This is a genomic window from Lacihabitans sp. CS3-21, from assembly GCF_024343675.1.
In the GTDB taxonomy this organism is placed as follows: domain Bacteria; phylum Bacteroidota; class Bacteroidia; order Cytophagales; family Spirosomataceae; genus Leadbetterella.
This window is the reverse complement of the sequence record NZ_RJUD01000099.1, coordinates 24,087-49,923: the sequence shown is the minus strand read 5'-3', so window position 1 is coordinate 49,923 and position 25,837 is coordinate 24,087. Positions and strand designations below refer to the sequence as shown.

At 36.6% G+C, this 25,837-nt stretch carries 19 protein-coding genes; 13 read left to right on the top strand and 6 right to left on the bottom strand.

All coding sequences use genetic code 11. The features are described 5' to 3' along the window. Positions 1-49 precede the first annotated feature (49 nt). Positions 50-1,039 (bottom strand): App1 family protein, encoded by a 990-nt coding sequence (locus EGI24_RS17140; protein WP_255047618.1) that lies wholly within the window; start codon positions 1,037-1,039, stop codon positions 50-52. 1 nt (position 1,040) lies between these two features. Between EGI24_RS17140 and EGI24_RS17135 the strand changes: the two genes are divergently transcribed. The 9 genes from EGI24_RS17135 (at position 1,041) to EGI24_RS17095 (ending at position 11,706) form a co-directional block, all read left to right on the top strand. Continuing rightward, positions 1,041-1,919, top strand: a complete 879-nt coding sequence (locus tag EGI24_RS17135) for a diacylglycerol kinase family protein (protein ID WP_255049768.1) — start codon at positions 1,041-1,043, stop codon at positions 1,917-1,919. Between the two features lie 141 nt (positions 1,920-2,060). Continuing rightward, positions 2,061-4,412 carry a PQQ-binding-like beta-propeller repeat protein gene (locus tag EGI24_RS17130; RefSeq protein ID WP_255049767.1) on the top strand — a complete coding sequence of 784 codons (2,352 nt, stop codon included), beginning with the start codon at positions 2,061-2,063 and terminating at the stop codon, positions 4,410-4,412. A gap of 892 nt (positions 4,413-5,304) precedes the next feature. After that, entirely contained in the window at positions 5,305-5,850 is a 546-nt protein-coding gene (locus tag EGI24_RS17125) for a hypothetical protein (protein ID WP_255049766.1), read from the top strand. Next, entirely contained in the window at positions 5,847-7,091 is a 1,245-nt protein-coding gene (locus EGI24_RS17120; protein ID WP_255049765.1) for a DUF4407 domain-containing protein, read from the top strand. The genes EGI24_RS17125 and EGI24_RS17120 overlap by 4 nt, the downstream gene beginning before the upstream one ends. After that, positions 7,075-7,953 (top strand): DUF4407 domain-containing protein, encoded by an 879-nt coding sequence (locus tag EGI24_RS17115; RefSeq protein ID WP_255049764.1) that lies wholly within the window; start codon positions 7,075-7,077, stop codon positions 7,951-7,953. Before EGI24_RS17120 ends, EGI24_RS17115 begins: the two co-directional genes overlap by 17 nt. 5 nt (positions 7,954-7,958) lie before the next feature. Then, positions 7,959-9,770: a hypothetical protein gene (locus EGI24_RS17110; protein ID WP_255049763.1), complete on the top strand. Its 1,812-nt coding sequence runs from the start codon at positions 7,959-7,961 to the stop codon at positions 9,768-9,770. Between the two features lies 1 nt (position 9,771). Further along, positions 9,772-10,278, top strand: coding sequence for a hypothetical protein (locus EGI24_RS17105; RefSeq protein WP_255049762.1), 507 nt, complete (start codon positions 9,772-9,774; stop codon positions 10,276-10,278). Positions 10,279-10,280: 2 nt separating this feature from the next. Continuing rightward, a complete protein-coding gene (locus tag EGI24_RS17100) occupies positions 10,281-10,544 on the top strand; it encodes a hypothetical protein (RefSeq protein ID WP_255049761.1) in 264 nt (87 codons plus the stop codon). A 187-nt stretch (positions 10,545-10,731) separates the two neighbouring features. Beyond that, positions 10,732-11,706, top strand: a complete 975-nt coding sequence (locus EGI24_RS17095; protein ID WP_255049760.1) for a DUF4062 domain-containing protein — start codon at positions 10,732-10,734, stop codon at positions 11,704-11,706. Between the two features lie 289 nt (positions 11,707-11,995). On the opposite strand, the gene EGI24_RS17090 is transcribed toward EGI24_RS17095, so the two are convergent. The 5 genes from EGI24_RS17090 to EGI24_RS17070 form a co-directional block, all read right to left on the bottom strand. Beyond that, a complete protein-coding gene (locus EGI24_RS17090) occupies positions 11,996-12,655 on the bottom strand; it encodes a hypothetical protein (RefSeq protein WP_255049759.1) in 660 nt (219 codons plus the stop codon). 219 nt (positions 12,656-12,874) lie between these two features. Further along, positions 12,875-14,512 (bottom strand): hypothetical protein, encoded by a 1,638-nt coding sequence (locus EGI24_RS17085; protein ID WP_255049758.1) that lies wholly within the window; start codon positions 14,510-14,512, stop codon positions 12,875-12,877. A gap of 646 nt (positions 14,513-15,158) precedes the next feature. Further along, positions 15,159-17,309 carry a c-type cytochrome domain-containing protein gene (locus tag EGI24_RS17080; RefSeq protein ID WP_255049756.1) on the bottom strand — a complete coding sequence of 717 codons (2,151 nt, stop codon included), beginning with the start codon at positions 17,307-17,309 and terminating at the stop codon, positions 15,159-15,161. Between the two features lie 47 nt (positions 17,310-17,356). After that, a complete protein-coding gene (locus EGI24_RS17075) occupies positions 17,357-18,811 on the bottom strand; it encodes a DUF1501 domain-containing protein (RefSeq protein ID WP_255049755.1) in 1,455 nt (484 codons plus the stop codon). 2 nt (positions 18,812-18,813) lie between these two features. Beyond that, the gene (locus tag EGI24_RS17070; RefSeq protein WP_255049754.1) at positions 18,814-21,111 is read right to left on the bottom strand and encodes a PSD1 and planctomycete cytochrome C domain-containing protein; all 2,298 of its coding nucleotides are present in this window, start codon (positions 21,109-21,111) and stop codon (positions 18,814-18,816) included. A gap of 443 nt (positions 21,112-21,554) precedes the next feature. Here EGI24_RS17070 and EGI24_RS17065 point away from each other — a divergent pair, with 443 nt between their 5' ends. The 4 genes from EGI24_RS17065 (at position 21,555) to EGI24_RS17050 (ending at position 25,740) form a co-directional block, all read left to right on the top strand. Continuing rightward, positions 21,555-22,118, top strand: a complete 564-nt coding sequence (locus EGI24_RS17065) for a Crp/Fnr family transcriptional regulator (protein ID WP_255049753.1) — start codon at positions 21,555-21,557, stop codon at positions 22,116-22,118. A 52-nt stretch (positions 22,119-22,170) separates the two neighbouring features. Next, complete coding sequence (locus EGI24_RS17060; protein ID WP_255049751.1) at positions 22,171-23,478, top strand: glycosyltransferase; 1,308 nt, start codon at positions 22,171-22,173, stop codon at positions 23,476-23,478. 143 nt (positions 23,479-23,621) lie between these two features. Then, positions 23,622-24,482 (top strand): alpha/beta hydrolase, encoded by an 861-nt coding sequence (locus EGI24_RS17055; protein WP_255049750.1) that lies wholly within the window; start codon positions 23,622-23,624, stop codon positions 24,480-24,482. Positions 24,483-24,654: 172 nt separating this feature from the next. After that, entirely contained in the window at positions 24,655-25,740 is a 1,086-nt protein-coding gene (locus tag EGI24_RS17050) for a two-component regulator propeller domain-containing protein (protein ID WP_255049749.1), read from the top strand. Positions 25,741-25,837: the final 97 nt, after the last annotated feature.

Here is a 25,837-nt window from a genome sequence, read left to right as displayed (position 1 = left end):
TCTGAAACTTTAGTTATTAACTATCAAAAAATAATTTCCAAAAATCATCTCAAACCAACAATCCAATTGTTTTAGCATGTTGAATGGCTTCATCAGTATGTTGCGACTGAAAGGTTTTTATAGATTTATTTTGTATTGAATTTAGGGTTTCAGTAGTAAAATCTGCTTTTTCCAAACTAATATTTCGAATATAAACCGCCACAATCTGCTCAGGATATTTATTGGCTATGGAGGCATAAATTTGCGGGTCACTTTGCGAATTATCGCCAAGCAATACGAACCTTTGTCTCGGAAAAGCCTTCAGAATTCTCGTCACCCTGTTGAGCTTTCCTTCGTGTTTGGTTTTGCCTGTTTTCAACAATTGATACCACTTCTTTATATTATTCAACAAAAAAGCCCCTTTTGGCAAGCCGTTGTGCTTAAAAAAAGCATTCAAATCATCATATAGATTCCACTCGCTACTCGAAACATAGAAAAAAGGATTCGGCACGTTTGGTTCTGTATGGGTAAGAGCCAGCAACTTGTAAAATTTCACCACATCGGCAAAAGTTTTGCGGCTACGTGGATTTTTGGTGAACATCACCCGGAGTTTTTTACCTGTGTGGGCCGAATGCGAAACCAAAACGGTATCGTCTATATCCGAAATGAAACCATATTGTGTAGCATGTGGAACAAATAGCTTTCCTTCTCCACTAGTTTTCTTATATCCCTGACCATCAACCAAATGCACTTCAATCAAATGCCAACCCGCGTCTATTTCAAAATCCGATTGCCACTCAAATTTAAAAAAACCATCCACCTCAGTGGTGGCATGAAGTGTTTGATTTTGCCACTGCAAACTCAATTGTACATGTGGTACAGGTTTAACTAAAAATAATCTGGCTAAATGTATAATATTACTGATGGGATTATTGTTAAATTTACTCGGACGCACAGATTTCCCAGCCAAAACATGACCATACACTACCAGGTTATTTTGGTGTCCATAACCATGATATACTTTTACAGTTGCAACAGCATGTTCAATTTCATTTTTCATTATGACATCAAAAAACTTAAAAGTACTTTTTGTAATTAATGCTGGTTCAGGCAATAATACGATTGACTGGACCTCCTTGGTTACCAATTATTTTTCAAATCTTAGCAACACCATAGATTTTTACAATCTCACACCAACTTGCAACATTTCAACCATAAAAGCAAAGATAAAGTTGTTTAAACCTGATTGTGTGGCTGCAGTCGGTGGTGATGGTACCATAAAACTGGTGGCTGAATGTTTGATAAAAACCAAAATCCTTTTGGGCATCATTCCAGCCGGATCAGCCAACGGACTTGCAAAGGAACTCGGAATAAGTGAAAATCCTACAAAAGCTTTGGATATACTCTTGCAGGCTTTCTCAAAAAAGATTCATATCACACGAATCAATGAGCAACTCTGCATTCATTTGAGTGATATTGGGCTGAATGCCTATGCCATGAAAGAATTTGAAAAGCAACCCATCCGCGGCTGGTGGGGCTATTTTGTGGCAGCCTTAAAAGTCCTGTGGCAAAATCCATTGATGGAAATTACCTTAAAAATAGACGAAAAGAGCATTAAAATGAAGGCTGAAATGATTGTTATAGCCAACGCCACCAAATACGGCAATGGCGTGGTGATCAACCCCGTCGGTAAATTAGGCGATAAACTGTTTGAGGTGATTGTTATCAAAAAAATATCGTTCATCGAAATCATAAAAATGGCTTATTCGCATGGTTTACTTGACCCCGACAAAACCGAAATATTTCAAACAAACGCCTTGTCCATGAAGACTCGCAGGAAAGTTCATTTTCAAATAGACGGGGAATATTTGGGCAAAGTAAAGGAAGTCAATGCCTTCATTGCACCAAATGCTCTTCAGGTGATTGTCCCTGAGGTTTAGGTTTCCCGTATCTAAAGCTTTTTGAATCTCATAAAACAAACACTCCCTAATTCTTTTATCCTCAACAATATACTTCAATTATAGCATACAAAAGTTTAATCCTTTTTTCTTATGTTTGGATAATATTCTAAAAAACCAACCATGAATAAAACGCTAGGCATGCTACTTTACCTAATGGCGAATCAGGTAAATGTCTTTTCACAAACGAAACCCATACTCAAAACCGAACTCCCCACCGCACTCGACGGCGTTTTTACAAATGACCAAGTGGCGTCTGTCACAGAAGTATATGCCAACCAATGTGCAGCTTGCCATGGTAGGGACTTGAGAGGAACAGAAGGCGGAACCGCTCTGGTAGGAGAAAGATTCCTGACCAAATGGAAAAACAAGACCCTCAGGGATTTGTATGTGTATACCAAAACCACCATGCCCAAAACCCAACCCAACGCTTTTGACGAAAAAACCTATACCGCACTTATAGCCTTTGTTTTAAATGGCAACGGCTTTCCAGCTGGTGAAAAACACTTGAGTTTTAAGAATCCTTCGGAGAAAATCTTAATGGGCATGGCTCCTCCCTCGAGGGTCAGCATGGGTTTTAGGCCTGCCTTGGTAAACAACAAGCCCAAAACCATAGAGGCGGAATGGAAACAACACCGTGGAGATTTTGCCAGCACCAACTATTCGCCGCTTGACCAAATCAACGAAAGCAATGTTAGCCAAATGAAAATAGCTTGGCGATGGAAAACTGATAATTTCGGCCCGAATCCTGAGTTTTATTTCAAGTCTACGCCCTTGATGGTGAAAGGCATCTTGTACACCACCGCAGGCTTGAGCCGCAGCGTAGCAGCCATAGATGGGGAAACCGGCGAAACGCTTTGGACTTTTAGATTAGACGAAAAAGAACGAAAAGCTTATGTGCCCAGACAAAACTCTGGCCGAGGCGTGGCCTATTGGGAAGACAAAGTCAATGGCAAAGATAAAATCGTATTTGTTTCTCCGAGTTTTCAATTGGTGGCTTTAGATGCACAAACGGGCCATTTGGTGAGTGATTTTGGCGAAAATGGAATCGTAGACTTGAAAAAAGGCTTGGATAGCCAACTAGATCCCTCAACCTCCACCATTGGTTCTACTTCTCCGCCCATTATCGTCAACGATGTCATCGTAATAGGTTCGAGTTTTCCGGTGGGCTTGGCTCCTACTTCTAAAACGCAAGTAAGAGGCGATATACTGGGCTATGACGTAAAAACAGGTAAAAAAATATGGACTTTCCACACCATTCCACAGGCTGGTGAACTTGGAAACGAAACCTGGAAACAGGAAAGCTGGAAATACACGGGCAATGCAGGAGCCTGGGCTCCACTCACCGCCGACCCCGACTTGGGTTATGTGTACCTGCCCTTAGAAGCTCCCACGGGTGATTTTTATGGCGGCCATCGTCCGGGTGACAATTTATTTTCTCAAAGTTTGGTTTGTCTCAATGCCAAAACTGGCGAAAGGGTTTGGCACTATCAGTTGGTACACCACGACATCTGGGATTATGATTTGCCCGCTCCACCGATTTTGGCCGACATACAGGTAGACGGAAAACCCATAAAAGCTGTGGTACAAGTCACCAAACAGGCCTTTGCCTTTGTTTTTGATAGAATCACGGGTCAGCCCGTTTGGCCGATAGAAGAAAAGCCTGTGCCCAAAAGCAGTGTCCCTGGCGAAATCACCTCCCCTACCCAACCTTTTCCGACCAAACCTGCTCCCTTTGACCGACAAGGCTATTCTGACGACATTTTGGTGGATTTTAGCCCAGAAATAAAAAAAGAAGCCCAAAAGATTGCGGCCAAGTTTCACAAAGGACCCTTATACACACCTGTAAACCTCTACAATCCTCCCCAAGAATTGGGTACCTTGATGATACCCGACGCCGTGGGCGGAGCCAACTGGCAAGGGGGTGTTGTGGACCCCGAAACGGGCGTTTTGTATGTTTCCTCCAGCACGGTTCTAAGGCCCATGAGCATAGAAGCCGCTCCAAAAGGTGCCGGAGATATGGATTATGTGGCGTTTTTGGGTTCTTCACGCATTGGGCCTTATGGCCTGCCTTTGGTAAAACCACCCTATGGCCGAATAACCGCCATAGACCTCAACAAAGGCGAACACCAATGGATGGTGCCCAACTCCGACACCCCCGAATGGGTAAAAAACATACCCGCACTGAAAAGCCTAAAGATACCAAGAACGGGCTCACCTGAGCGGGTAGGCATGTTGGTCACCAAGTCGTTACTCTTTGCAGGAGAAGGCTCAGGCTTGTATGCTTCTGACGGCGGAGGCGGGAAAGTTTTTAGAGCCCATGATAAAGCCACGGGAAAAATCATCTCGGAGATCAACCTTCCCGCCAACCAAACAGGCGTACCCATGACCTACTCCATCAATGGCAAACAATACATTGTGGTAGCCGTAGGAGCCGTTGGCCACCCAGGCGAGTTGGTGGCTTTGTCGCTGTAAGGATGCTTTCAACCAAAGTTTACTCCTTTTAGATTTGTTTAATGACTATTTGATGTTGATAATATCTTACTCAACATTGGCGAGTTAGTTTTCAACATTGGCGAGTTCGTGGGCAACATTGGTGGGTTCGTTCACAACATTGGTGAGTTCGTTCACAACCTTATTGAGTTAGTTCACAAAATTGGTGAGTTAGTTCACAACATTCGTGAGTTAGTTCACAACATTCGTGAGTTAGTTCACAACATTCGTGAGTTAGTTCACAACATTCGTGAGTTCCTATTAAACATTGGTAAGTTCGTTCTCAACATTAGTGAGTTCGTTCTCAACATTAGTGAGTTAGCTCACAACATTGGTGAGTTAGTTCACAACATTGGTGAGTTCCTATTAACATCGGGCGGCGTTCCGCTGGTAAGTTAGTTCACAACATTCGTGAGTTAGTTCACAACATTGGCGATTTCGTTCACAACATTGGTGAGTTCGTATATGTTTTCGATGAATTTATGTTCGATTTTGCGTCATGAAATAAATATTTTGAATAAAGCAGAATAAAATTTATCTTTGAAAACATAAATATAAAACACCACTCTCATGATAAAAATATTTACGCAATTACCCATCTGCACACAAACCCCTCATTATCAATTTAATACCAAAATTATTCAATCAAATACAATTGAGATATCTACGCAACTGTAAAAATGAGTTGTGTAAATATACTTGTTGTGCCTCACCCTATAAGACAACACGACTGACAATAAACGAACAGAAAAATGAAATACAAAATGTCAACGCTTCAGCAAAATCAAAAGAGCTGCAACCAGCCGCACAAAGCCACCGCTTTGCAGTACATTTGCTTTTGCCCCAACCGCACTAAAACAAACAACAGTAGCGTATGACGAAAACTCTATCTTTTTTTGACATTCAAAAACAGCTGTTTTCGTTTTTAAAATTCCATTATATTAGAATTGGGAAATTGCTTGCTATACTTTTCAAGAAAAACAAACGGTTGCAAAAACTGTCATTTGACTATTACAAAAATTGGCATTCTAACAATTCTTATTTGGTGGTGGACATTAAGTTTAAAAATGCAATTTATTTCAAAGTTGACCATACTAAAAGTTTTGATTTTGCAATACCACTAATTCTGAATTTACAAACATTAAAAGCAGATAATATAAAGGTTGAAGTCTTTGGATTTTTTCAAAAACAAGTCTTTATAATTGAACTCAAAAAAGAATTTCAACTCAATTCAAAGCCTTTCAAAACTACAATTGAAAACATTAGGCCGGTTGAAATAACTCGACAAAAGACAAGAATAAAAATACCTAACCTTAGGTTTGCCTTCGGCAAACCTAAGGTTACTATTCAAAGTTTTACCGTTAAATCAAAACATATAGCAATCAAATCTAACGAATTTAAAATCCAAGAGTTTTTATGAAAAGAGATTATTACATCACACCAAAAGCAGGTAAAATTATGCGTTTCCTTTGGAAATGTGCAGGAGGCGACCGTTATATTTTAGAACGAGCAACGTATAGTGACCAAATCAAATATATGTGTTTGGGTGGAATTGTATTTGCCACAGGTGCAATGGCAGGACTTGCAGGAGGATATGCCTTTTATACTATTTTCTCAGCAAAAGGCTCAGCAGTTGAAGACGTGGTTGATTTTCCAACAGTTATTTTATCTGCTATTTTTGGACTTATTTGGGGGTTAATGATTTTCAATATTGACCGTTTCATTGTTACAAGTACGGGCAAAGGAGATGGTACAGAAAAAATAACTTGGGACGAATTCAAAAGTGCCATTCCTCGTATCATAATGGGTGCTATCATTGCAATAACGATTTCAAAACCTATTGAAATACGGATGTTTCAAACGGAAATCAATAATAAATTGTATGAAAAGCAACTTGAATTACAAAAGGAATTTGAGAAGAAAACAACTGCCAATTTTGAAGAGCGTTTAAAAGTTGTTGAAGGGGATTTAGGCGAAGTAGGTAAACAAAGACAAGATTTGATTAGTCGTATCAAAATTGCAGAACAAGCGTACACTGACAATTTAATGGGCAAAGCTAATGGAATTGGTGCAGGAAATGGTCCTTTATCAAAAGCGTTAAAATCTCAAATTGATAATTTAAATACAGAACTGGATAGATTTGACCAACAAAATGGAGATAAAATTAATGATGCAGATAAAAAACGAAAGGAAATTTTAGCTGAAAAAGAAAAAGTATTGGCTACAAACGTAAAAGTTGCACAAGGTTTAGACGGTTTGCTCGAACGTATAAAATTGGCTCACGAGGTTGCAGGTTTTTGGATTACACTTTTTATAACCTTGCTATTTATGGCTATAGAATTAACACCAATTTTCTTTAAGTTGATGCTCAATAAAACGCCATACGATTATTTAAGCGAAAACAGAGATGACCTAATTCGGGCAGAAAATGGAATTGAAGTTCGCTATGATTATTACAAAGATAAAGAAGGTATTGAACGTCATCTGATAATCAATCACGAAGCCGAAAAAATGATTTTTGAAAAAATCAAAATAACAGAAATTCAAAAAGAACTCACAGAATACGCAATTGCAAAATATAAAGAAAGAGAAAAAGAAAAAATTGATGGCAATTTAGATGAATATATCAAAAAAATAAATCCTGATGAGTTCACTTCTTAAAGCCATAAGAAACCGTCTTTGTAAGTTGTCTGGGGAAGACTATACTATAATTTCAAGGTGCAGTAACAAAATTCAAATTTATTTTTCACTCATCGGATTATTGGTATTGGTGATCTTGTTGTGCAGTTTTGCAAGTGCTTTATATTTCACAGAACATTTATTTCATAGTGTTTTTGCGGATATCGGCGTTGGAATAGTTTGGGGTTATATTGTTACCAATATGTACGTTTTATTTTTGTACACCATTACCCCAACGCTTTTACCAACAAAAATCAGAATAAATCAAAAGATAAAAACAAATCAATTTCAGCTCTCATTTTCAATGGGATTGAGAATATTCATTGTTGTTTTATTGGCTATTATCATTGCCCAACCATTGAATGTTTTAATCTTAAAACCCAATTCAACAGCGTTAGCATTCGACATTAAACAGTTATTAACCTCTAATGCTTTAGCAACTATCATTACAATAGCAGTTATTGCTATTTTCCTTTTACCTGTTTACCTAAAATATAGCATTAGAAAATTAGGTGAATTTTATGAACAAAAAGCAGAAATTAAGAAACGGATAATTATCGATGATTACAACGATTTCAAAAAAGAATATAAACGTATTATAGAGAACAATATCTCAAATTACAATAAATCAGTTAGGGAAAATTTGTTGCCGTATTTAAACAAATTGGAAAAAATAAATCCGGTTGCTTACCAAGAACATTTTACCAAAATAAATAATGAATTAATCAACGATAAAATTGAAAAATACGAGTATTGGGCTAATCCGCCATTCAGAACAATACTCAAATCGAAAACTAAAAACGTACTTTCTGAACAGGAATTACTAAACCACATTTATCCTTAAGCCAATTGACAACTGCAATTATCATCATCGCAATTTTCGTTTTTCTGTATTTTTTCTTTTTTAGAACGAAAACAGCGGATAAATCAATTGTCGTTAATGATGAAATTGTAAAAGATAATCATATTGATTTTTCAGGTGCAGAATTAATCAATGAAGATGAAATTTTTAGCGATAAAAACGGTTTACAATATAAATTAGTTAAAAAAACAAGAGAACTTCCACGACATACTTACATCAAAGCATTATTAAACGGAAAGTATTGGGGCGAAATTGACGAGAACTTTTCCAAACAGTTCGAACATTCCAAGTTTTTTGATTTTAATATTTACGAAGTAATGCTCAATAATGCAGTTTACAGCAAATCGCCATTTCAGTTACAGCAAGATTTAAAAATACCACGAGAAAAACTACCAAAACTATTACATACTGTTTTAGAAAAAGACGACAAAGAATATGAAGTCAATTTACACGAGCCGTTATTTGCTGAAATAAAATTCAATAGAAAATTACACCAAGACGAAGGCAACGAAGTTTTTGGAACAATAGATGCAGTCGTTACAGGCTATGTTCTTGACTTTGTCGTAGAGCATTACACAAAAAAAGAGTACCTAATTCCCATTACTAATACAACTTCTCAAACATCAATAATCCTAGACCCAATTATAACAAAAACTTCAATACCAACAGGCAATGTAGAACACAACGGAAATTATAAACGAACGGAATATTTTTATTCAGACCATAAGAAAACATATTGGAGCGAATGGAAATATTCAAAACCTGCAAATTCATCAAATAACGAGGGCTGTTTTTCTACCATAATCGGAGTAATCGGAATAATTTTAGGCATTGCATTTTTACTAATGATATTGCCCCAAATGGCTTTCATTTTGCCATTTGCTCTAATTCTGCTTTTACTGAATTTAATTCCTGCTAAAATTTACAATTGGATTTTCAGAATTATTGGGATTGTAATACTAATTGGTTTTATTTTTAGTTTATTTCAGGTTTTTAACCGTACTTCAAATACTTTCAATCCAAAACCTGTAGTACTTGAAAATCCGAAAGAGCAAGAAATGCAATCAACGCCAATAATTGACACGACAAATAATGTTGTAGAAAACGATACATTGATTAAGCATTTCCGGGTATGGAACGATTATGACGGCAACAAATACGAGGGATATATTTGGACAAAGAAAAGCGATTACAGCAAAGCGAAACACTTTAAAAACTCATTGAATTTAGAACAAACCACACTAAGAGCTTACGATAAAATCATTTATTCGTTAAAAGAAAATAACAAGCAATATCTCAATGGAGTTTATCAATTATTTGATGGCATTATAGAAAAAGATCAATTATCAAACGTGAAATTTGCGGAACTTCTTGTTTCTTTCGTTCAAGATATTCCTTATTCAGTAATTGTTCCAGACGATTGCAATCCTAATTTGTATGACGACAAATTTATTCGGGAATATCTATCATCTGAAAATGCTAGTTGTAACGGATTTCAAAAATTCGGCATCAATTCGCCAGTAGAATTTATGTCAAATCTTTATGGCGACTGCGATACAAGAACATTGCTATTATACACAATGCTTGCTCATTATGGCTATGATGTTGCTTTATTTAGTAGCGAATATTACAGTCATTCAATTATCGGAGTAAATTTACCGATAAGAGGAATTGCTTACACATATGAAAATCAACGTTATGTGCTTTGGGAAACAACGGCACCAAACATAAAAGCAGGTGTTTTACCAAAAGAAATTTCTAACCTAAAGTATTGGAGAATATCATTAAAATCAAAATAAAATGGATATAACAAAAACAATCACACTCACCAGTGTCGGCATAGTTGCATTTGCAATTTCTCTTACAGCTACACAACTGTTAATCAGAAAAGAAAAATCCAAATCAGAAAGCGAAGGGAAAATTCTTTTGGCATACGGAATTTTATTTTCGAGTTGGGTTATCAGTTTTTCATTTCTTAATTTTAAAACACTTTCTATTTTAAATGAATTTGTCGACACCATTTACAAAGTAAACACCGTAAATCCTTTAATCGAAATTGCAAAAACAAGTGTTTTGTTTATAGGCTTAACAAATACTTGGCTATTTCTTTGGTATTACATCACAAAAGCACTTTCCGTTATTTTTACAGGCAACCGAAATGATGTAAACGAAATCGAAGGTAATAATTACGTTTATTTTATTTTGAAAGGTATTGTTTTTATTGGCTTTGTTTATTCTTTAATGCCAGTTTTTGAAGGAATTTTAAGAACCTTTTTTCCGAATATTGAAATCCCATTTTACCGTTAATTATGAAAAAAATATTTACTTGTTGTTTGATAGTAACAGCTCTACTTTCATCTTGTGTTTCAGAAACTGAACATCAAGAAGTCATTAATGAGAAAGTTTCTTTATCTGTTGAAAACGAAAATTTGAAAACTGAATTAGAAGAAATTAAATTTAGTGCACCAAATTTACTTGCTGAAGGAAAGATTTTTTTTGAAGCAAAAGAGTTTTCAAAATCGAGAGATAAGTTTCAAACACTTTTTGAAAAACACCCGCTATACGAAGGATAATTCCTTCGTATAGGTGGAATGCGGGTTTTACCCGCAAAAACATCAAGCTTATGGCAAGTATGGCAGATGGAAGTAATTGAAAATCAGGAACTTTATTATAAATTTGTACTAAGGCTTAGCAGATAGGATTCTATATCCCAGCTTGTCAAAAGCCCTGAACTTTAGCGGTAATTAAAACAAACCTTTTATGGCAAAACCAAGGGTATTTATTAGTTCAACTTATTACGACTTAAAGCACATTCGTTCATCATTAGAAAACTTCATAGATGTACTTGGTTATGAATCTATACTATCAGAAAAAGGTAGTATTGCCTATAACCCAGACATAGCCCTCGATGAGTCTTGTTATCGAGAGGTTCAGACCAGTGATATTTTTGTACTTATTATTGGTGGACGATATGGCTCGCCTGCAAGTTCACAGAATAAAATACAATTGAATGATTTTTATAACAGATATGAAAGCGTAACAAAACTTGAATATGAAAACGCTTTCAAGCGTGACATACCAGTCTATATTCTGATTGAAAAATCTGTCTATTCTGAGTATGAAACCTTTAAGAAAAACAGAGAAAATACATCGATTAAATATGCCCACGTAGATTCAATTAACATATTTTCATTTATTGATTTAATTCTAAATCAACCAAGAAATAATCCCATTCATCAATTTGAAAAACATATTGATATTGAAGTGTGGCTTAAAATTCAGTGGGCTGGGCTTTTTCAAGAATTAATCCGAAATAGAAAATCGGAGTCCGAAATATCTGAGTTATCTAAAGAGGTAAAAGAACTTTCAAATATTAATACAACCCTTAAAAGATATTTAGAGGAAATTGTTTCAAAAACAGATAAATTCAAAGGGTCAGAAATAATTGAAGAAGAAGAAGAACGTTTGAGTAAATCTAGAATAAAAAATATTTTATTAGACGACATTATTATTCAAGAAATGATACGTATCAATAACTTAACTCTAGACGAAGCAATCAATCTTATTTCAGAACCTAAAAACTTTAAAGAACTTTCAACATCTTTTGCAAAAATAAATCATGAAACAGACAATGGGAAACGACTTTTAGAATATTGGAAAACTACACCATCTGTACAGGAAAGATTTAACAAATTGAGAGCTACACTAGGTTTTAACGCATTTGATAAAATTTAATAGCTACGCCCAACAACTAGGGCTTCGTTCAGCACAACGTAATGCGTTCAAGCATTTAGAATGAAGCCAATATTAAACTTAAGCTTCGGACTAGGCCTACGCGTAGTTTTTACCGATTAAACGCCTGATTTTCCGAACCTATGGGGTTTACATCCGCTACTTTGTAAGTTTTTGAAGCATTTCCCTGCTGAGTTTTTATGTTTCGTGCGTGTATTTCAAGTTTCTATTCCTTTTCAGGCCAATTCTTATCTTTCGAAATTTGAAAGAAGAGTTTTTTTCTTCAAAATATTTACTTCTTCTTGTCGTAACTTTTTGTTTTCTCTAAAAATACTTTAACATTACTAATCAAATAAAACTTTGAAGATTGGATATTTCCTAAAATATTTGCCATTTCTATAAGCTCATATTTGTTCAATGGTTTGAAAAGGCTATACCGAGAAGTTAGCCTATTGGTTTGAAATTCAACTATTTTTCTTGAACCTTCTATCTCACCTAGGATTTTTAATAGTTCGTAATCAATACTTGTGGTATTTTGATTAGAAAGTAATTCCCAAGAAGCATTTGAAACCCATGAATCATTGAAATTGCCATTGGTCAATGACATAATATTAGAAAAAGAGAATTCTCCATTTTGTTCTTTTTTTATTTCCTCTAATAAAGCTGCATCGTAAAGATGTAGATTTTCGATCTCGGCAAAAGTTTTATTGGTAAAAAAACGTAGTGTATCTACAAATTTCGAGTTGATTTGTAACTCTTTTTCGATTTTGGCAATGTCTTTATATTCTCCTCTAATGTCGAGAATCATTTTATTGTTAAATTCATTTTCCTTCTTTTTATCACGATAATCGTCTAACCAAAGAGCGGCCGTTAAACCCAAAAAAAGTGAAAATACTTCAAAAAGCATGTCGACTCTTCTTTTTTTTATTTCTGCAAGGAGTTTTTTTAGCATAATTCTTTTTTAATAATCTTTTAAAAATCTTCAATAATACGAATACAAATCTATGGTTTCCTTCAAATTGATGAATGAGTTTTATGTCAGCTCTTACTATTATTCATCGATATTACAGCTTGATTCGAGGTTTTAATACTGAAACTAAATCAATATTTTACTGTCAGGAATCGTATAGTAGTGTATTTATCCCTTCATTTTTCTCTATTTAACAAATCTCTAGCGGTTAGTTTCGATCAATTCCAAATAAAGAACCTCACCCGGTTTTACTTCAACACGCCAGCCCTTGGATAATTTTTTACCACTTACCATGCTGATTTTATTGGAATTCATGTTTTTTATGCTGTATTTTTTATTGGAATCTACTGTAAACCATTCTTGAAACTGATTTATCCTTGGATAATCGGCAGGATAATTCATCTTGGTTTTGTGTCTTTGCTCATCAAATTTTAGTTGGCCTTTCCACCCAGTTGCTGTTGCCAAAGTGATTTTCAAACCATTGCTTGTTCTTATGGCTCCCAAGTTCAAATCTTTTTGCCAGTCCACCGGAACGATGCCCTGCGTTTTCCATAAACAATACATGATGGTGGTTCTGGCGAAGTTCCCATCTCCGTGCCATCCTTCAATCATTCCATCGGCTTTCTGAAATTTCCAAAGCACTTTAATTTCACTGTCTAACCAGTCTTTCACTGAGGGAATCTGTTCTCTGTTATATAAGTTTAAAGTTCCTTCAATGGCATCTGCATAGCCATCCGCATTACCCTCCCAATTGTGGTTTCTGTATTTTTCATTCAAAGAGCTAAGGGCTTTTATTACGGCATCTCGGTAAATAGGTGTAGCATCCATTTGGGCAATAAACCAATAGGCATTAAGCGTATACCCAAAATTATCAGCTAAACGTTTTGAGAGGATTTTACCATTTTGGGGGTTTACCTCATCATAAAAAAGCCCATCTTCATTTCTTCCGACTTCCAGAATACGGTCTAGCATCGAATGTATTAACGGACGCCATTGCTTTCTTTTTTCTGGCTCAGCGTAGCTGCAAGCTATGTACACCTCGCATAAGCCAGATATAATTTCACACCCATGGTCTCTTATCCGTAAATGATCTAAGGCTACGGTTGGTAAATTTTTTTCATTGAGATAATTATCCGCAATTTCTATGGCCCAGTCTAAATAGGCTCGTTTACCGGTAAACCAGTACATTCTAGCTAAAACTTGCATCAAATCGCCATTCACTTCCACTGTCGCACTATTTCCGTAAAAATCTCCTTGGATGTTTTTGGCTATTTTTGTCAATTTGGGTAAATCATTTAAAATTTCAATCATTCGGTCACTCCAAGGACTTCTGCCCAACCATTCCGTGAGGGGAATGAGTCCATCTTTCATATATTCTGCAGAGCCGAAAATGATCTGACTGGTGTCTATTGGGTTATTCCTAAAACCTTCCTTTGAAAAAGAATAGGTATCTGGTAGCTTGCCAATCCTGGGTGTTATTTGTTGTTCCGTTTTCAACATTTCTAATGCCTTGCCTTTGAAGAAATCAGGCATAAGAATAGAAGAAGTGAGCACCATATAAGGATAATTGTCTGCTGCTGCATCCCATGCATTCCAAAAATCTTTGGAGTCGGTGATATTTCTAGGTATCAAGCCTGACTTTGGGTCAGCATATTTCATCCATGCATTTACATAATTTGTACATCTATTAAATCCTTCATTCACCAATCGACCATTTTCAAGTGATTGACTGAATTCCTGATCTTTTTCTTGACCATACAAATTCAAAGAAGAAATAAGGATTGTAGCCATCATCACCATTTTCAAAGCATGAAGATGGCATTTAAATTTTCTATTCATATCGTATTCATAAATATGTCACATTGCAGATTTAAAATTATATCTTTTCAATTCTAAATTACTGTCATCCGAGAAAAAAATGAAAAAAATGAAATCTTTATATCGCCCTGCACTGTTTGAACACAGTCAAAATTCTCTATAGGGAATATTTTTATAACTGCTTGTATATGAGAATTTTGAATGTGTGAGTTTGCAGGCGGTCGGCCGCTGCCGTGCAGTTTTTTTTGGTGGTACGCCACTCCGATTCGTTTTTTTTCGAACGGTGCCACGACTGGCAAAAATGAAGGCCCCGCCGGCGAGGCGACGCCAGTCAGTAAGGGGAGAGGTGAAAACAAAATCAAGGTTACATGACCAATGAGGGTAAATTTTTTAATTAAATTCATTTTAGTCGGATGACAGTAACTCTAAATCCACTATTTTTTTTGAGTAATTATTTACATTAGTAGAATATCCATGAGGTCTAAGCTGAGAAAAGCAAAACACAAGGACTTGCCTTCGAGGGGCTCAAGCTGAGGTGTTATAGTAAATAGCAGCATATCAACAGGGGTTGCGTTCGACTGGTACGGCATCCCGAACGAAAGCAAATCACCACTGCGGGTTCTATTCTACGCTCGAACTGACAATAAAAATATCAGACTATTAACCATCAATTCACAAAAACCTCGTCTATCAAAAATAATGCGGGGTTGGGTTTGCCATCTCGAAGTACATTGAATGGCTTGGCCACAAGCTTGAAATACGTTCCTTTAAATGGTTTTATTTTGCAGCTAGCCACCTGCATAAAGGGTTTGGTGGATTGCTTGGGTTGAATGGGCTTTGATGTCCCTAATTTCTTCATGTTTTTTTCAGAGGTTCCTCCCCATATTTCTATGAGTTGAGGCGGATAGATTCCTGTTTCGGTCTCAATGAGCAAGTTTATTGAAACTTCTGAAACCGAGGTTGGGTTTTTGTAAACCATTAAAAGCTCCATGTCGTTGTTTCTAAAACCTGCCCAGTTGTTGGCCCAAGCGGGGCTGTTGGCGTTAAATGTACCAAATACTTGATCAAAAAACGTGGCCGAGCCGTTGGCAGGATGCACACGGTTAAGTTTACTCAACAGCACCACAGAGTCGGGTTTATAGTGGTTTTTAAAAACTGTAAATGTGGCCATATCACTGCCCATCCACCCAGTTTTATAAGCTTTGGCTTTGATCGTGGTGGTTTTTTGAAGGACCGTTTTGCCAGGAACGTATATTTTAGATTTTAAGCTGTCAGGTTCCGTTAGATCCGTTGTAAATCTTATGGTTACGTTTTTTATGGGATGTGCTATTTTCAAATCTATGGAATCTTTAAAAACAACTGGTTTATTATTCAAAAAAGGCAAATTGAGTTTTAGGATATTTTCCTCTTTACCCTTTATAATATTTATATTTTGAAACTCTTTTTCTAAACTGAGCAGTTCTGCTTTACTTAAGTTACTGTTCCATAAGCTCACCGACTTCAGGTTTTTACTTTTCTTTAAAAAATCTCTGAAACTCTTTAAATATACCTTTATTTCGCCCAAATCCAAGGTTTTTAAATGCGGCAAAGCAACCAATCCGCCGAAGTCTTTTCCAGAAATTTTGGTGAAATTTAAATTAAGATGACGTAAATTTTTAAACTGACTGATGGTTTTTAAATCCTTATCCGCAACTGGTACTTTACTGAGATTCAGCGTAACCATTTGGTCTTTAATTTCGGTTAAATCCTCCAATGATTTAGCCGCATAGAATTTCGAATTAAACAAAGTAACCTCCAGGGCATTCGAAGTTTTTGAAAGGGTGCTGATCACCCGATATTCATTGTTTAGTTTCTGTATAGTTTCTGCACTGGCTTTTTTAAAATCATATTTTTCTTCTGTTGTGCTTTTAGTAAACCTTTTTTGGGCCAAATTATACAAAGAATCGTTTTTAGGAAGCTCCTTCACTTTTAAATTAAAGGCGGCATTTTTTTGTACCCACCATTTTAGGATTTGTTTCTCCTCCAAACTTAGCTGTGTTTTTCCTTTGGGTGGCATGTGTTCTTTATGGTCTATATCTAGAAAAATACGCTTCATTAACAAACTCTTTTCAGCATCTTTGCCCTCAAAAAGAGGCCCTGTTTTACCTCCTTTTTTAATGTTTGCGACGGAATTAAGCTTCAGCTCGCCTTTTGTTTTTTTATCGTTGTGGCAGGAAACACACTTTTCTTCAAAAATGGGCTGCACCAAATCTGTAAAAACCTCCGCATTGTCTATTTCTACAACGCTTTGTGGTTTCCAACTTTCGAAAACAAAGTTTTCGCCATGGGTAATGGTGGCTCCCAAATGGCCGGTAATCAACAAAAGACCAATTAAGCCAAAGGTAGCAAACCTTTGGACCATTTTATTTGCTTCAATTTTGGTTCTAAAAACATAATAAAAATACCCCAAAACCGACATGCCACTACCCGTCCACTTGTGCCAATTTACCGATTCCGGATCATAGCCTTCCTCTTGAGACACAAACAATCCAGAAATGGCAGAAGCGGTAGTTACAAAAACAGCGATGAGTAATAAATGCGATGAATATTTTATAACAAAATGCTCCACTTCCATTTCAAACCTTGGTCGAAAAGCATCAAAAAGTAAAAGTAAAAGCAAGAAAGCTATTGGAAAATGTAAAACGAGCGGATGCAAACGACCAAGAGGAAACATCCATAAAGGAATTTGAATGTAGTTTTCAAATATCAGCAAGAATACCAATAAGATGTTAAACAAGAAAAGAAATGCTTCTAAATAGCCTTTAAGACTTTTTTTCATACCGTTTTACGCAAGAATGGGAAATGAATTTGAAACCATGGTTGTTTTTAAGAAATGATGTCTTTTACTACTTTGCCCGAAACATCTGTAAGCCTGAACCTTCTACCGAGATGTTTGTAGACGAGTTTTTCATGATCCAAGCCCAGCTGGTTTAATACAGTAGCCTGAAAATCATGCACATGTACAGGGTCTTTAATTACATTATAACCCAACTCGTCGGTTTCTCCATACACTATTCCGGGCTTTATGCCTCCGCCTGCCATCCAAATACTAAAACATCTTGGGTGGTGGTCACGACCATAATTATCGGGCGTCAAAGTGCCTTGACTAAAATTGGTTCTTCCAAATTCCCCTCCCCAAATCACCAAGGTTTCATCTAAAAGCCCTCTTTGTTTCAAATCGCTCACCAAAGCCGCCGAAGCTTGATCTACATCTTTTGCCTGTTTGGTAATTTCATAAGGCAGATTGCCGTGTTGATCCCAGCCTTGGTGATATAGTTGAACAAAACGCACCCCACTTTCAGATAATTTCCTCGCCATAAGGCAATTGGCAGCATAAGTACCCGGCACCAAACAGTCGGGGCCATACATTTTTATTACGTTGTCAGGCTCACTTGAAAGATCCATTATTTCGGGAACAGCCGTTTGCATTCTGTAGGCCATTTCGTATTGCTGTATCTTGGATGTTATTTCTGGGTCACCAAATTTATCGTAAGAAAGCTGGTTCATGGCTGCCAAATTATCTAACATCTTTCGTCGGTCTTCCCGATTCATTCCATCTGGATCTTTTAAATACAAAACAGGGTTTTCACCACTGCTAAATTGCACCCCTTGATGTATAGACTCTAAAAATCCATTGGTCCAAAGTTTTGAATACACACCTTGCCCATTGCCCACCCCTCTGGAAAGCAATACCGTAAAGGCCGGCAAGTTTTTGTTTTCACTGCCTAAGCCATAACTGAGCCAAGCACCCATGCTGGGCCTATTGCCTTGCTGGGCACCGGTTTGAAAAAACGTAAGGGCTGGGTCGTGGTTGATAGCCTCGGTATGCATAGACCGCACAATACAAATATCGTCTACTATTTTGGAGGTATAAGGAAACAAATCACTGATCCAAGCCCCCGATTGGCCATATTGTTTAAAACCCGCAAAAGAACCTACTAAAGGAAAAGTAGATTGATTGGCCGTCATGCCGGTGAGTCGCTGTTCACCTCTGATAGATGCCGGAAGTTCTTGGCCAAACATCTCTGTGAGTTTGGGTTTGTAATCGAATGATTCGAGCTGAGAAGGGGCTCCGTTTTGAAACATATAAATAACCCGCTTGGCCTTAGGTGCAAAGTCAGGAATACCCGGCGACAAATTGGCCTCGGCGACATTTTTCCCACTAAAAAGATCGGGCATTAACAGTGAGCCCAAAGCTACGCCGCCCACACCCATACTCAATTGAGACAAAAATCGCCTTCTGTTGAAATTCAATTGGTGTTCAAGAAAATTTTTGTTCATGATTATGTTCTTGAAAAGGTTTCTTCTAAATTATATATGGACGCTATGACCTGCATGAGGCTGGCCAGTTGAACTTTATCCAATTGCGGTTTTATGGGATACTCTCCTACTTTCAACAGCTTTTCGGCTTTTGCTTTTGTCATAGACTTGGCCAATAGATGGTAATAATTATCTAACAAAACCAGCTCTTTTTCATTGGGTTTTCTGCATACGATGGCTCTAAATGCTTGAGATAGTTTGTCTTTCAATGGATGCTTATTTTCCAAAAGTTTCGCTCCCAGCACCCGTGAGGCTTCTAAAACTGTGGGGTCGTTCATCAACACCAAAGCCTGCAATGGCGTATTGGTAGGTAGGCGTTCTATCTGGCACTGGTCTCGGTTGCTGGCATCAAAGATGGTCATCGCTGGCGGAGGAACAGTGCGTTTAACAAAGCTATAGAGACCTCTTCGGTATAAATCAAAGCCGTGGTCTTGTTTATAAATAGAAAGAATGCCTCTACCCGAAGTGGCTCCCTCCCAAAGACCTTCGGGTTGGTAAGGCTTTATACTAGGCCCACCGATACTTTGATTTAATAAACCACTGCTGGCCAAAATCAAATCTCTGATAAACTCTGCTTTGATTCTAAATCGTGGAGCCCGAGACATTAAAACATTTTCGGGGTCCTTTTCATATTTTTCTTTTGAAATGACGGCAGACTGCTTATAAGTAGCCGATGTCACAATTTTTCGAATGAGATGTTTGATGTCCCAACCATGATTCACAAAATCAACCGCCAGCCAATCCAATAATTCGGGGTGAGTAGGTAATGCCCCTTGCATACCAAAGTCTCCTGGGGTTTTTACCAGTCCTTTTCCGAAAAACTCTTGCCAAATTTGATTTACAAAAACTCTGGCCGTAAGCGGATTTTTTTTATCAAACAACCACTGGCTCAAGCCCAATCTGTTTTTAGGATATTTTGAATTAAAAGGCAAAACTGATTCGGGTGTTTGTGGAAAAACCAAAGCCCCAAGTTTATCATAAGCACCCCTTTCAAGTACATAGGTGGGGCGGATGCTGTCTTCTAGTTCCCCCATTACCGAAACTATGAGCTCGTTGGTGTCTTTTTTGGAAATAAACTGGAGCAATGAGTCCACCTCTCCTTTGGTGATTTTTATAAAAGGTTTTTTTGCATAGGTTTCGGGCCCTCCCACTACCGACTCAATGCCTTTTTCGGGAACATTATTAAAAAATGAAAAAAGTTGGTAATAGTTTTTTTGCGAAAATGGGTCATACTTGTGGTCATGGCAGGCTGCACATTCCATGGTCAGGCCCAAAAATGCCTTGCTAAAAGTATTGGTTCTATCTGCCACATACGACACCCGGTATTCTTCATCTACTATACCGCCTTCTTCCGTAATTTTATGATTTCTATTAAAAGCCGTGGCCAAAATATGTTCTTTCGTGGCGTTGGGCATCAGGTCGCCAGAAAGCTGCATGCTCACAAAGGTATTGTAAGGCATGTTTTTGTTAAATGCATTGATCACCCAGTCTCTCCAAGGCCATTGGCTACGATAGCTGTCATCTTGAAAACCGTGAGAGTCTGCAAATCTTGCCAGATCCATCCAATAAACCGCCATTTTTTCTCCGTATTTGGGGCTGGCCAACAAGTGATCGACTTGCTTTTCGTAGTTATCCTTGGCATCCATTTGTTGCGTGGTGGGTGGCAGACCCGTAAGGTCTATGGAAAGCCTTTTCAGTAGGCTTTCGTCATCTGCTGTGGGGTTGGGCTTTACATGGTTGTTTTCTAATTTTTCTAAAATAAAATAATCTATTTCGTTGCTTACCCAATCTTCGTCGTCCACATCGGGCAAAGGAGCCTGTTTAGGAGCCAAAAAAGCCCAATGAGGTTTATAAATCGCTCCTTGTTTTATCCATTTTTCTATGATTTCAATCTGTGATTCGGTCAAAGACAGCTTTGAATCTATCGGAGGCATTTTTAGTTCGGCATCTTTGGTTATTAAGCGTAGATACACCTCTGATTGTTTGGGTTTCCGGGGAACGAGGGCGTGTTTTGTAGGATTTTCTTTTAAAGCTTTATAAGCCTCTTCGGCGATATCGAGCCTTAGTCCCGCTTGTCTTTTTTTGGCATCTGGACCATGGCAAGCAAAACAATTATCTGCCAAAATGGGCCTTACATGAAAATTATAATCTACCACATCGGGCATCTCCGAACCTTGTGCAGCGGAATCGGTACAAGCATTAAGCGTGTAAATACTTATACACACACTTAAAACCAATACAAGTAAATGATTGATTTTCATTTTTTTAGGTTGAATATAAAAATCTAATTTAGGAAAATTTTGCTAAAGTTCAAATTTCCTGAAGTACTTCGAGCTTCTTTGATTTTATTGTTTGAGTATTGAAATGCTGTTTTTTAAAACCCAGAGTTCCACTTTTAACTGTATCGTTAAGTTCTTTTGAATATTTCTCAAAAAATATTCAAAAGTGGAATCAAACCGACAAATAAAAGAAAGCAGTGAAATTACTAAAGGCAAAATAATTCCTTATTTTCAAAAAAGCTGTTGAATCAACACTAGGAACTAATAATGAAGAATTTCTCAATTCTTTCATTAAATTTGAATATTCAAAAAATAAGTACACAAGCAAAATGCAATGGTTACTTTTGAACGCACAAAACAATCCAAAAACTACTGCAATTTTTGCGTCTATTTATAAGTTATGTGCCATATTATGACTCCAAGCAATGAATAAGTTTATAGAACATATTAATAGCATTTCAAAACTTTGTGGTTCTGCTATTCACGATATTGAAGAATGTATTTCAGTGGTTAATGTCCCAAAAAAACATATGCTAATTCAAGAACTGTCAAAGTCTCAACATTTATATTTTATCAGCAAAGGAGTTGTCAGGGCTTTTTTTTATCATAATGGAAAAGAAGTAACGGATTGGTTTGGAGTTGAAAACATGGTTATAGGCCCTACAATTCGAAATTTCCCTGTTAAAGAAACCATTCACTCTGTTCAAACATTGGAAGACTGTGAATTTATTCGTATATCCTTTTCTGATTTAGAACGACTCTATCAAAAGCATCACGATATTGAACGATTGGGACGTATAATCGCTATTCAAAGTATGTTATATTTACAATATAAAATTGATAGCTTGCAATTACTTTCGGCTAAAGAACGATATCTTGAATTCATTAAAAGACATCCCAATTTAATTAACCGCGTTCCTTTAGGATTCATATCATCTTATTTAGGTATGAATCAGGTAACTTTGAGTAGAATCAGAAAAGTAAATTGATTTTTTAACCTATGCTAAAAATTTTCAGTTTTTGTTTTTGTTCTTTTGTAACATGAACATAGGAATATTTACATACGGAACAAGAGGGGACTTGCAGCCATACATTGCATTAGCACTCGGACTTATGGACAATGGACATACAGTAACGCTTTCTGCAACAGAAGACTTTAAAGAATTTGTAGAAGGTTTTGGTGTTACGTTTCAACCACTTTGGGGAAATGCTGAAACAATGATGAACTCTATAGAAGGACAAGACATACTGCAAACCGAAAATTCAATTAAATTAATGAAGTATTATTTCAAAGTACTTCACGACAACAGAGAACCTTTGCGAAAAAGCTATTTCGAAGCCATTTCAAAAGTTGATTTTATTATTGCCAACTCAATGACACTTCCAATTGTAAGTGCTATTGTTGAAAAACAAAATAAAAAAATAGCACTCACCTATTTTATGCCACCAGTTGTTCCGACAACTGAATTTCCTTTGGGAGATTTTGATTTTTTAAACTTTTCTTGTTACAACAAATTTACTTATAAAATTGCCCAATATTTCTTTTGGCAATTTGTAAAGAAAGACACTAACGAATACCGAAATAAATTAGGACTTGCCGAATTAAAAGAAAATTTAGTTGCACATATAGACAAGCAAAAAGTTTTGGATTTGTACTGCATTAGTCAATCGTTAATTCCACAACCAAAGGACTGGGAAAGCCACCATAAAATCACAGGATTTATCAATATTCCTAAACAAAAAAGAGACAACCATTTTTTAGACCAGACACCAACTGAACTAACAGAATGGCTATCAAAAGGAGATAAACCAATTTACATAGGTTTTGGAAGTAATGGAATTGGAAACACTACCAAATTTATAAAAATTATTAATCATATTTTAGAACAGACAACAGAAAGAATTTTGTTTTGTTCAGGTTGGTCTCGGTTTGACAATTTACCAAAACACGACAATTTATTCATAACAAAGTATGTAAATCACGAAACGATTTTACCACAATGTAAAGTAGGTATTTTTCACGGTGGTGCAGGAACTTTGGCGACTATGTTTAGACACAATTTACCAGTAATCATTGTTTCATTTTATACAGACCAACCAACTTGGGGAAAAATTATTGAACAAAGAAAGTTAGGTGTTCATATACCCGTCAAGTCGCTAAAAGCAGAAAAAATAATTTCAGCTATTTACCTTGTACAGAAAGACGAAATCAAAAACAACGTTTTAAAGGTTGGTCAAGAAATTAGAAACGAAAACGGACTTGGAAACGCAATAACAGAAATTGAAAAATACTTTGATGACAATAAAAATACGGCACATAACCTGAGTTTGGCAAAAGTGGGGCTTTAGTACTAGTCTGAACATTTGTACATTCTATTAGCTTTTGTACTAAATTTGAACTTTGGGGCTTTCTAAACCCCGCCATCACAAAGCCGCCAACCGATGTGCCACTAAATACCAAAACCCAATACAAACAAGAAATTGACAAAAAAATGAAGAAAAATATTTTACTTTTTACATTGACTTTTATAACAGTTTTCGCATTTGGACAGCAACCTTTAGAAACATCAAAACCATTTATTCTTGGCCTAATTGACGAAATTCAATCAAATGTACTGGTAGAAAAAAGAGTTTTAAATATTTATCTTCCTGAGGGTTATAATCAAAAAGACACAACAAAATATCCAGTAATTTATTTATTAGACGGTTCAGCCGACGAAGATTTTATACATATTGTTGGACTGGTACAATTCAATAGCTTTGAATGGATAAATCAAATTCCAAAATCTATTGTCGTAGGTATCGCTACAGTTGACAGAAGAAGAGATTTTACCTTTCCAACAACCATAAAAAAAGACTTAAAGGCTTTTCCAACATCGGGACATTCAGATAAATTCATTTCGTTTATTGAAAAGGAATTACAAGCTTATATACAAACCAAATACAAGGCAAACAACGACAAAACCATAATCGGGCAATCACTTGGTGGACTATTTGCAACAGAAGTTTTATTAAAGAAACCTACACTTTTCAATAAATACATAATTATTAGCCCAAGTCTGTGGTGGGACAATGGCTCTTTGTTAAATCAAAACTCAAATATATTGACAGAGAATTTTAATCAACAAACAGACATCTATATTGGCGTTGGAAAAGAAGGACTCACTCCTACTGAAATTCCAAGAGTAATGGAAGTTGATGCTAATCTTTTGACTGCAAAAATTAAAGGAACAAAAAGTGGAAAAGTGAAAGTATTCTTTGACTATTTACCCGAAGAAAATCATGCAACTATTATGCACCAAGCTGTTTCAAATTCATTTAGACATTTATATCCAATCACTGCAAAAGAATAAGAATCAAAACCTTGATAAATAATAAGCAACGCTCAATATGGAATTGTCAAAAGTGCGTTTTGGTGATACCATACAAATTTTCGGTATATTTGAACTTTTGAATTCTAATAAAATTAGGTATCGATAATTTCGCCTAGGCTATCAGCTGAGCATACCCTAAAAAGTGTATTAAATGAAACTTTTCAAAACAATACTGCCACAGTTCACGGTAATCACTTTTCTTCTGAATGGACTAATGGCCTGCAACGGGCAAACCCAACATAATAATTCAGGAATCCAAGCCAACTCACCTACTCAGTTTTATGGTTTGAATGCTACCGCAGTTGATATGGATAAAAACATCAGAAGTATTTTCCAAGACAGCAAAGGCAATTATTGGTTTGGAACCAATGGAGCTGGTGTATATCAATTTGATACGAAAGCTTTGAAACAATTTACTGTGAAGGACGGACTCGCTGATAATCAAGTAATCAACATTCAAGAAGATGCATTGGGGAATATTTGGTTGGGAAGTGGGCAATTCGTCATCAGTAAATTTGACGGCACAAAATTCTCCAAAGCAAGCGATAAAATCAACATCACCAAAGGCACATCTACGGATTGGATATCAAAAAACAACGATTTATGGTTTTATAGCGGTGGGGGTGTTTTAAGATATAACGCTACTTCTCTTGACTATTTACCCTTTGACCCTGCCAGTTCAACAGCCCCTTTTTCGCTTAGTCGCTATGGGGTTTACTGTATCCTCAAAGACAAAAAAGGAAATGTATGGTTTGGAACTCAGGCTGAAGGCGTTTGCCGATTCGATGGCCAAACACTGACTTGGTTTAAGGAAAAAGGATTGGCTGGTCCAGCAGTACTTGGTTTGTTTGAAGACAGCAAAGGCAACCTTTGGTTTGGAAATAATGGAGCAGGATTGTTCCTCTATGACGGAAAGACTTTGAGAAATATCACAACAGAAAAAGGACTTAACAATGCCAACTTTAGAGCTACTGGGAAAGCCGGACCTGGGACTTTGGCTCGTGTATATTCCATAAACGAAGACAAAGATGGAAACCTATGGGTGGGTACTGTTGACGCAGGCGTTTGGAAATATGATGGCAACGACTTGACGAATTACACCACCAAAGATGGTTTGACCAGTAATGCAGTTAACGCGATTTATAAAGACAAAAACGGCGAATTGTGGTTTGGAACGGATGCCAACGGGATTTGCAAATTCAACGGAACGAATTTCTACGAATTTATAATCAAATAGATAAACAGTACCTAGGGACATTAGTAGTGTCTTCATTTATACGTCCTTATCTTTGATTGAAAATGGTAATTATCAGGTTGGCACTGAAAGAATTAGA

Excerpts from the sequence above, each read along its gene's own strand:
- EGI24_RS17085 (WP_255049758.1), bottom strand. The coding sequence starts at position 14,512 with ATGAATAGAAAATTTAAATGCCATCTTCATGCTTTGAAAATGGTGATG.
- EGI24_RS17070 (WP_255049754.1), bottom strand. The coding sequence starts at position 21,111 with ATGAAAATCAATCATTTACTTGTATTGGTTTTAAGTGTGTGTATAAGT.
- EGI24_RS17060 (WP_255049751.1), top strand. The coding sequence starts at position 22,171 with ATGAACATAGGAATATTTACATACGGAACAAGAGGGGACTTGCAGCCA.
- EGI24_RS17095 (WP_255049760.1), top strand. The coding sequence starts at position 10,732 with ATGGCAAAACCAAGGGTATTTATTAGTTCAACTTATTACGACTTAAAG.
- EGI24_RS17075 (WP_255049755.1), bottom strand. The coding sequence starts at position 18,811 with ATGAACAAAAATTTTCTTGAACACCAATTGAATTTCAACAGAAGGCGA.
- EGI24_RS17050 (WP_255049749.1), top strand. The coding sequence starts at position 24,655 with ATGAAACTTTTCAAAACAATACTGCCACAGTTCACGGTAATCACTTTT.
- EGI24_RS17055 (WP_255049750.1), top strand. The coding sequence starts at position 23,622 with ATGAAGAAAAATATTTTACTTTTTACATTGACTTTTATAACAGTTTTC.
- EGI24_RS17065 (WP_255049753.1), top strand. The coding sequence starts at position 21,555 with ATGAATAAGTTTATAGAACATATTAATAGCATTTCAAAACTTTGTGGT.
- EGI24_RS17090 (WP_255049759.1), bottom strand. The coding sequence starts at position 12,655 with ATGCTAAAAAAACTCCTTGCAGAAATAAAAAAAAGAAGAGTCGACATG.
- EGI24_RS17140 (WP_255047618.1), bottom strand. The coding sequence starts at position 1,039 with ATGAAAAATGAAATTGAACATGCTGTTGCAACTGTAAAAGTATATCAT.
- EGI24_RS17135 (WP_255049768.1), top strand. The coding sequence starts at position 1,041 with ATGACATCAAAAAACTTAAAAGTACTTTTTGTAATTAATGCTGGTTCA.
- EGI24_RS17105 (WP_255049762.1), top strand. The coding sequence starts at position 9,772 with ATGGATATAACAAAAACAATCACACTCACCAGTGTCGGCATAGTTGCA.
- EGI24_RS17120 (WP_255049765.1), top strand. The coding sequence starts at position 5,847 with ATGAAAAGAGATTATTACATCACACCAAAAGCAGGTAAAATTATGCGT.
- EGI24_RS17115 (WP_255049764.1), top strand. The coding sequence starts at position 7,075 with ATGAGTTCACTTCTTAAAGCCATAAGAAACCGTCTTTGTAAGTTGTCT.
- EGI24_RS17100 (WP_255049761.1), top strand. The coding sequence starts at position 10,281 with ATGAAAAAAATATTTACTTGTTGTTTGATAGTAACAGCTCTACTTTCA.
- EGI24_RS17080 (WP_255049756.1), bottom strand. The coding sequence starts at position 17,309 with ATGAAAAAAAGTCTTAAAGGCTATTTAGAAGCATTTCTTTTCTTGTTT.
- EGI24_RS17130 (WP_255049767.1), top strand. The coding sequence starts at position 2,061 with ATGAATAAAACGCTAGGCATGCTACTTTACCTAATGGCGAATCAGGTA.
- EGI24_RS17125 (WP_255049766.1), top strand. The coding sequence starts at position 5,305 with ATGACGAAAACTCTATCTTTTTTTGACATTCAAAAACAGCTGTTTTCG.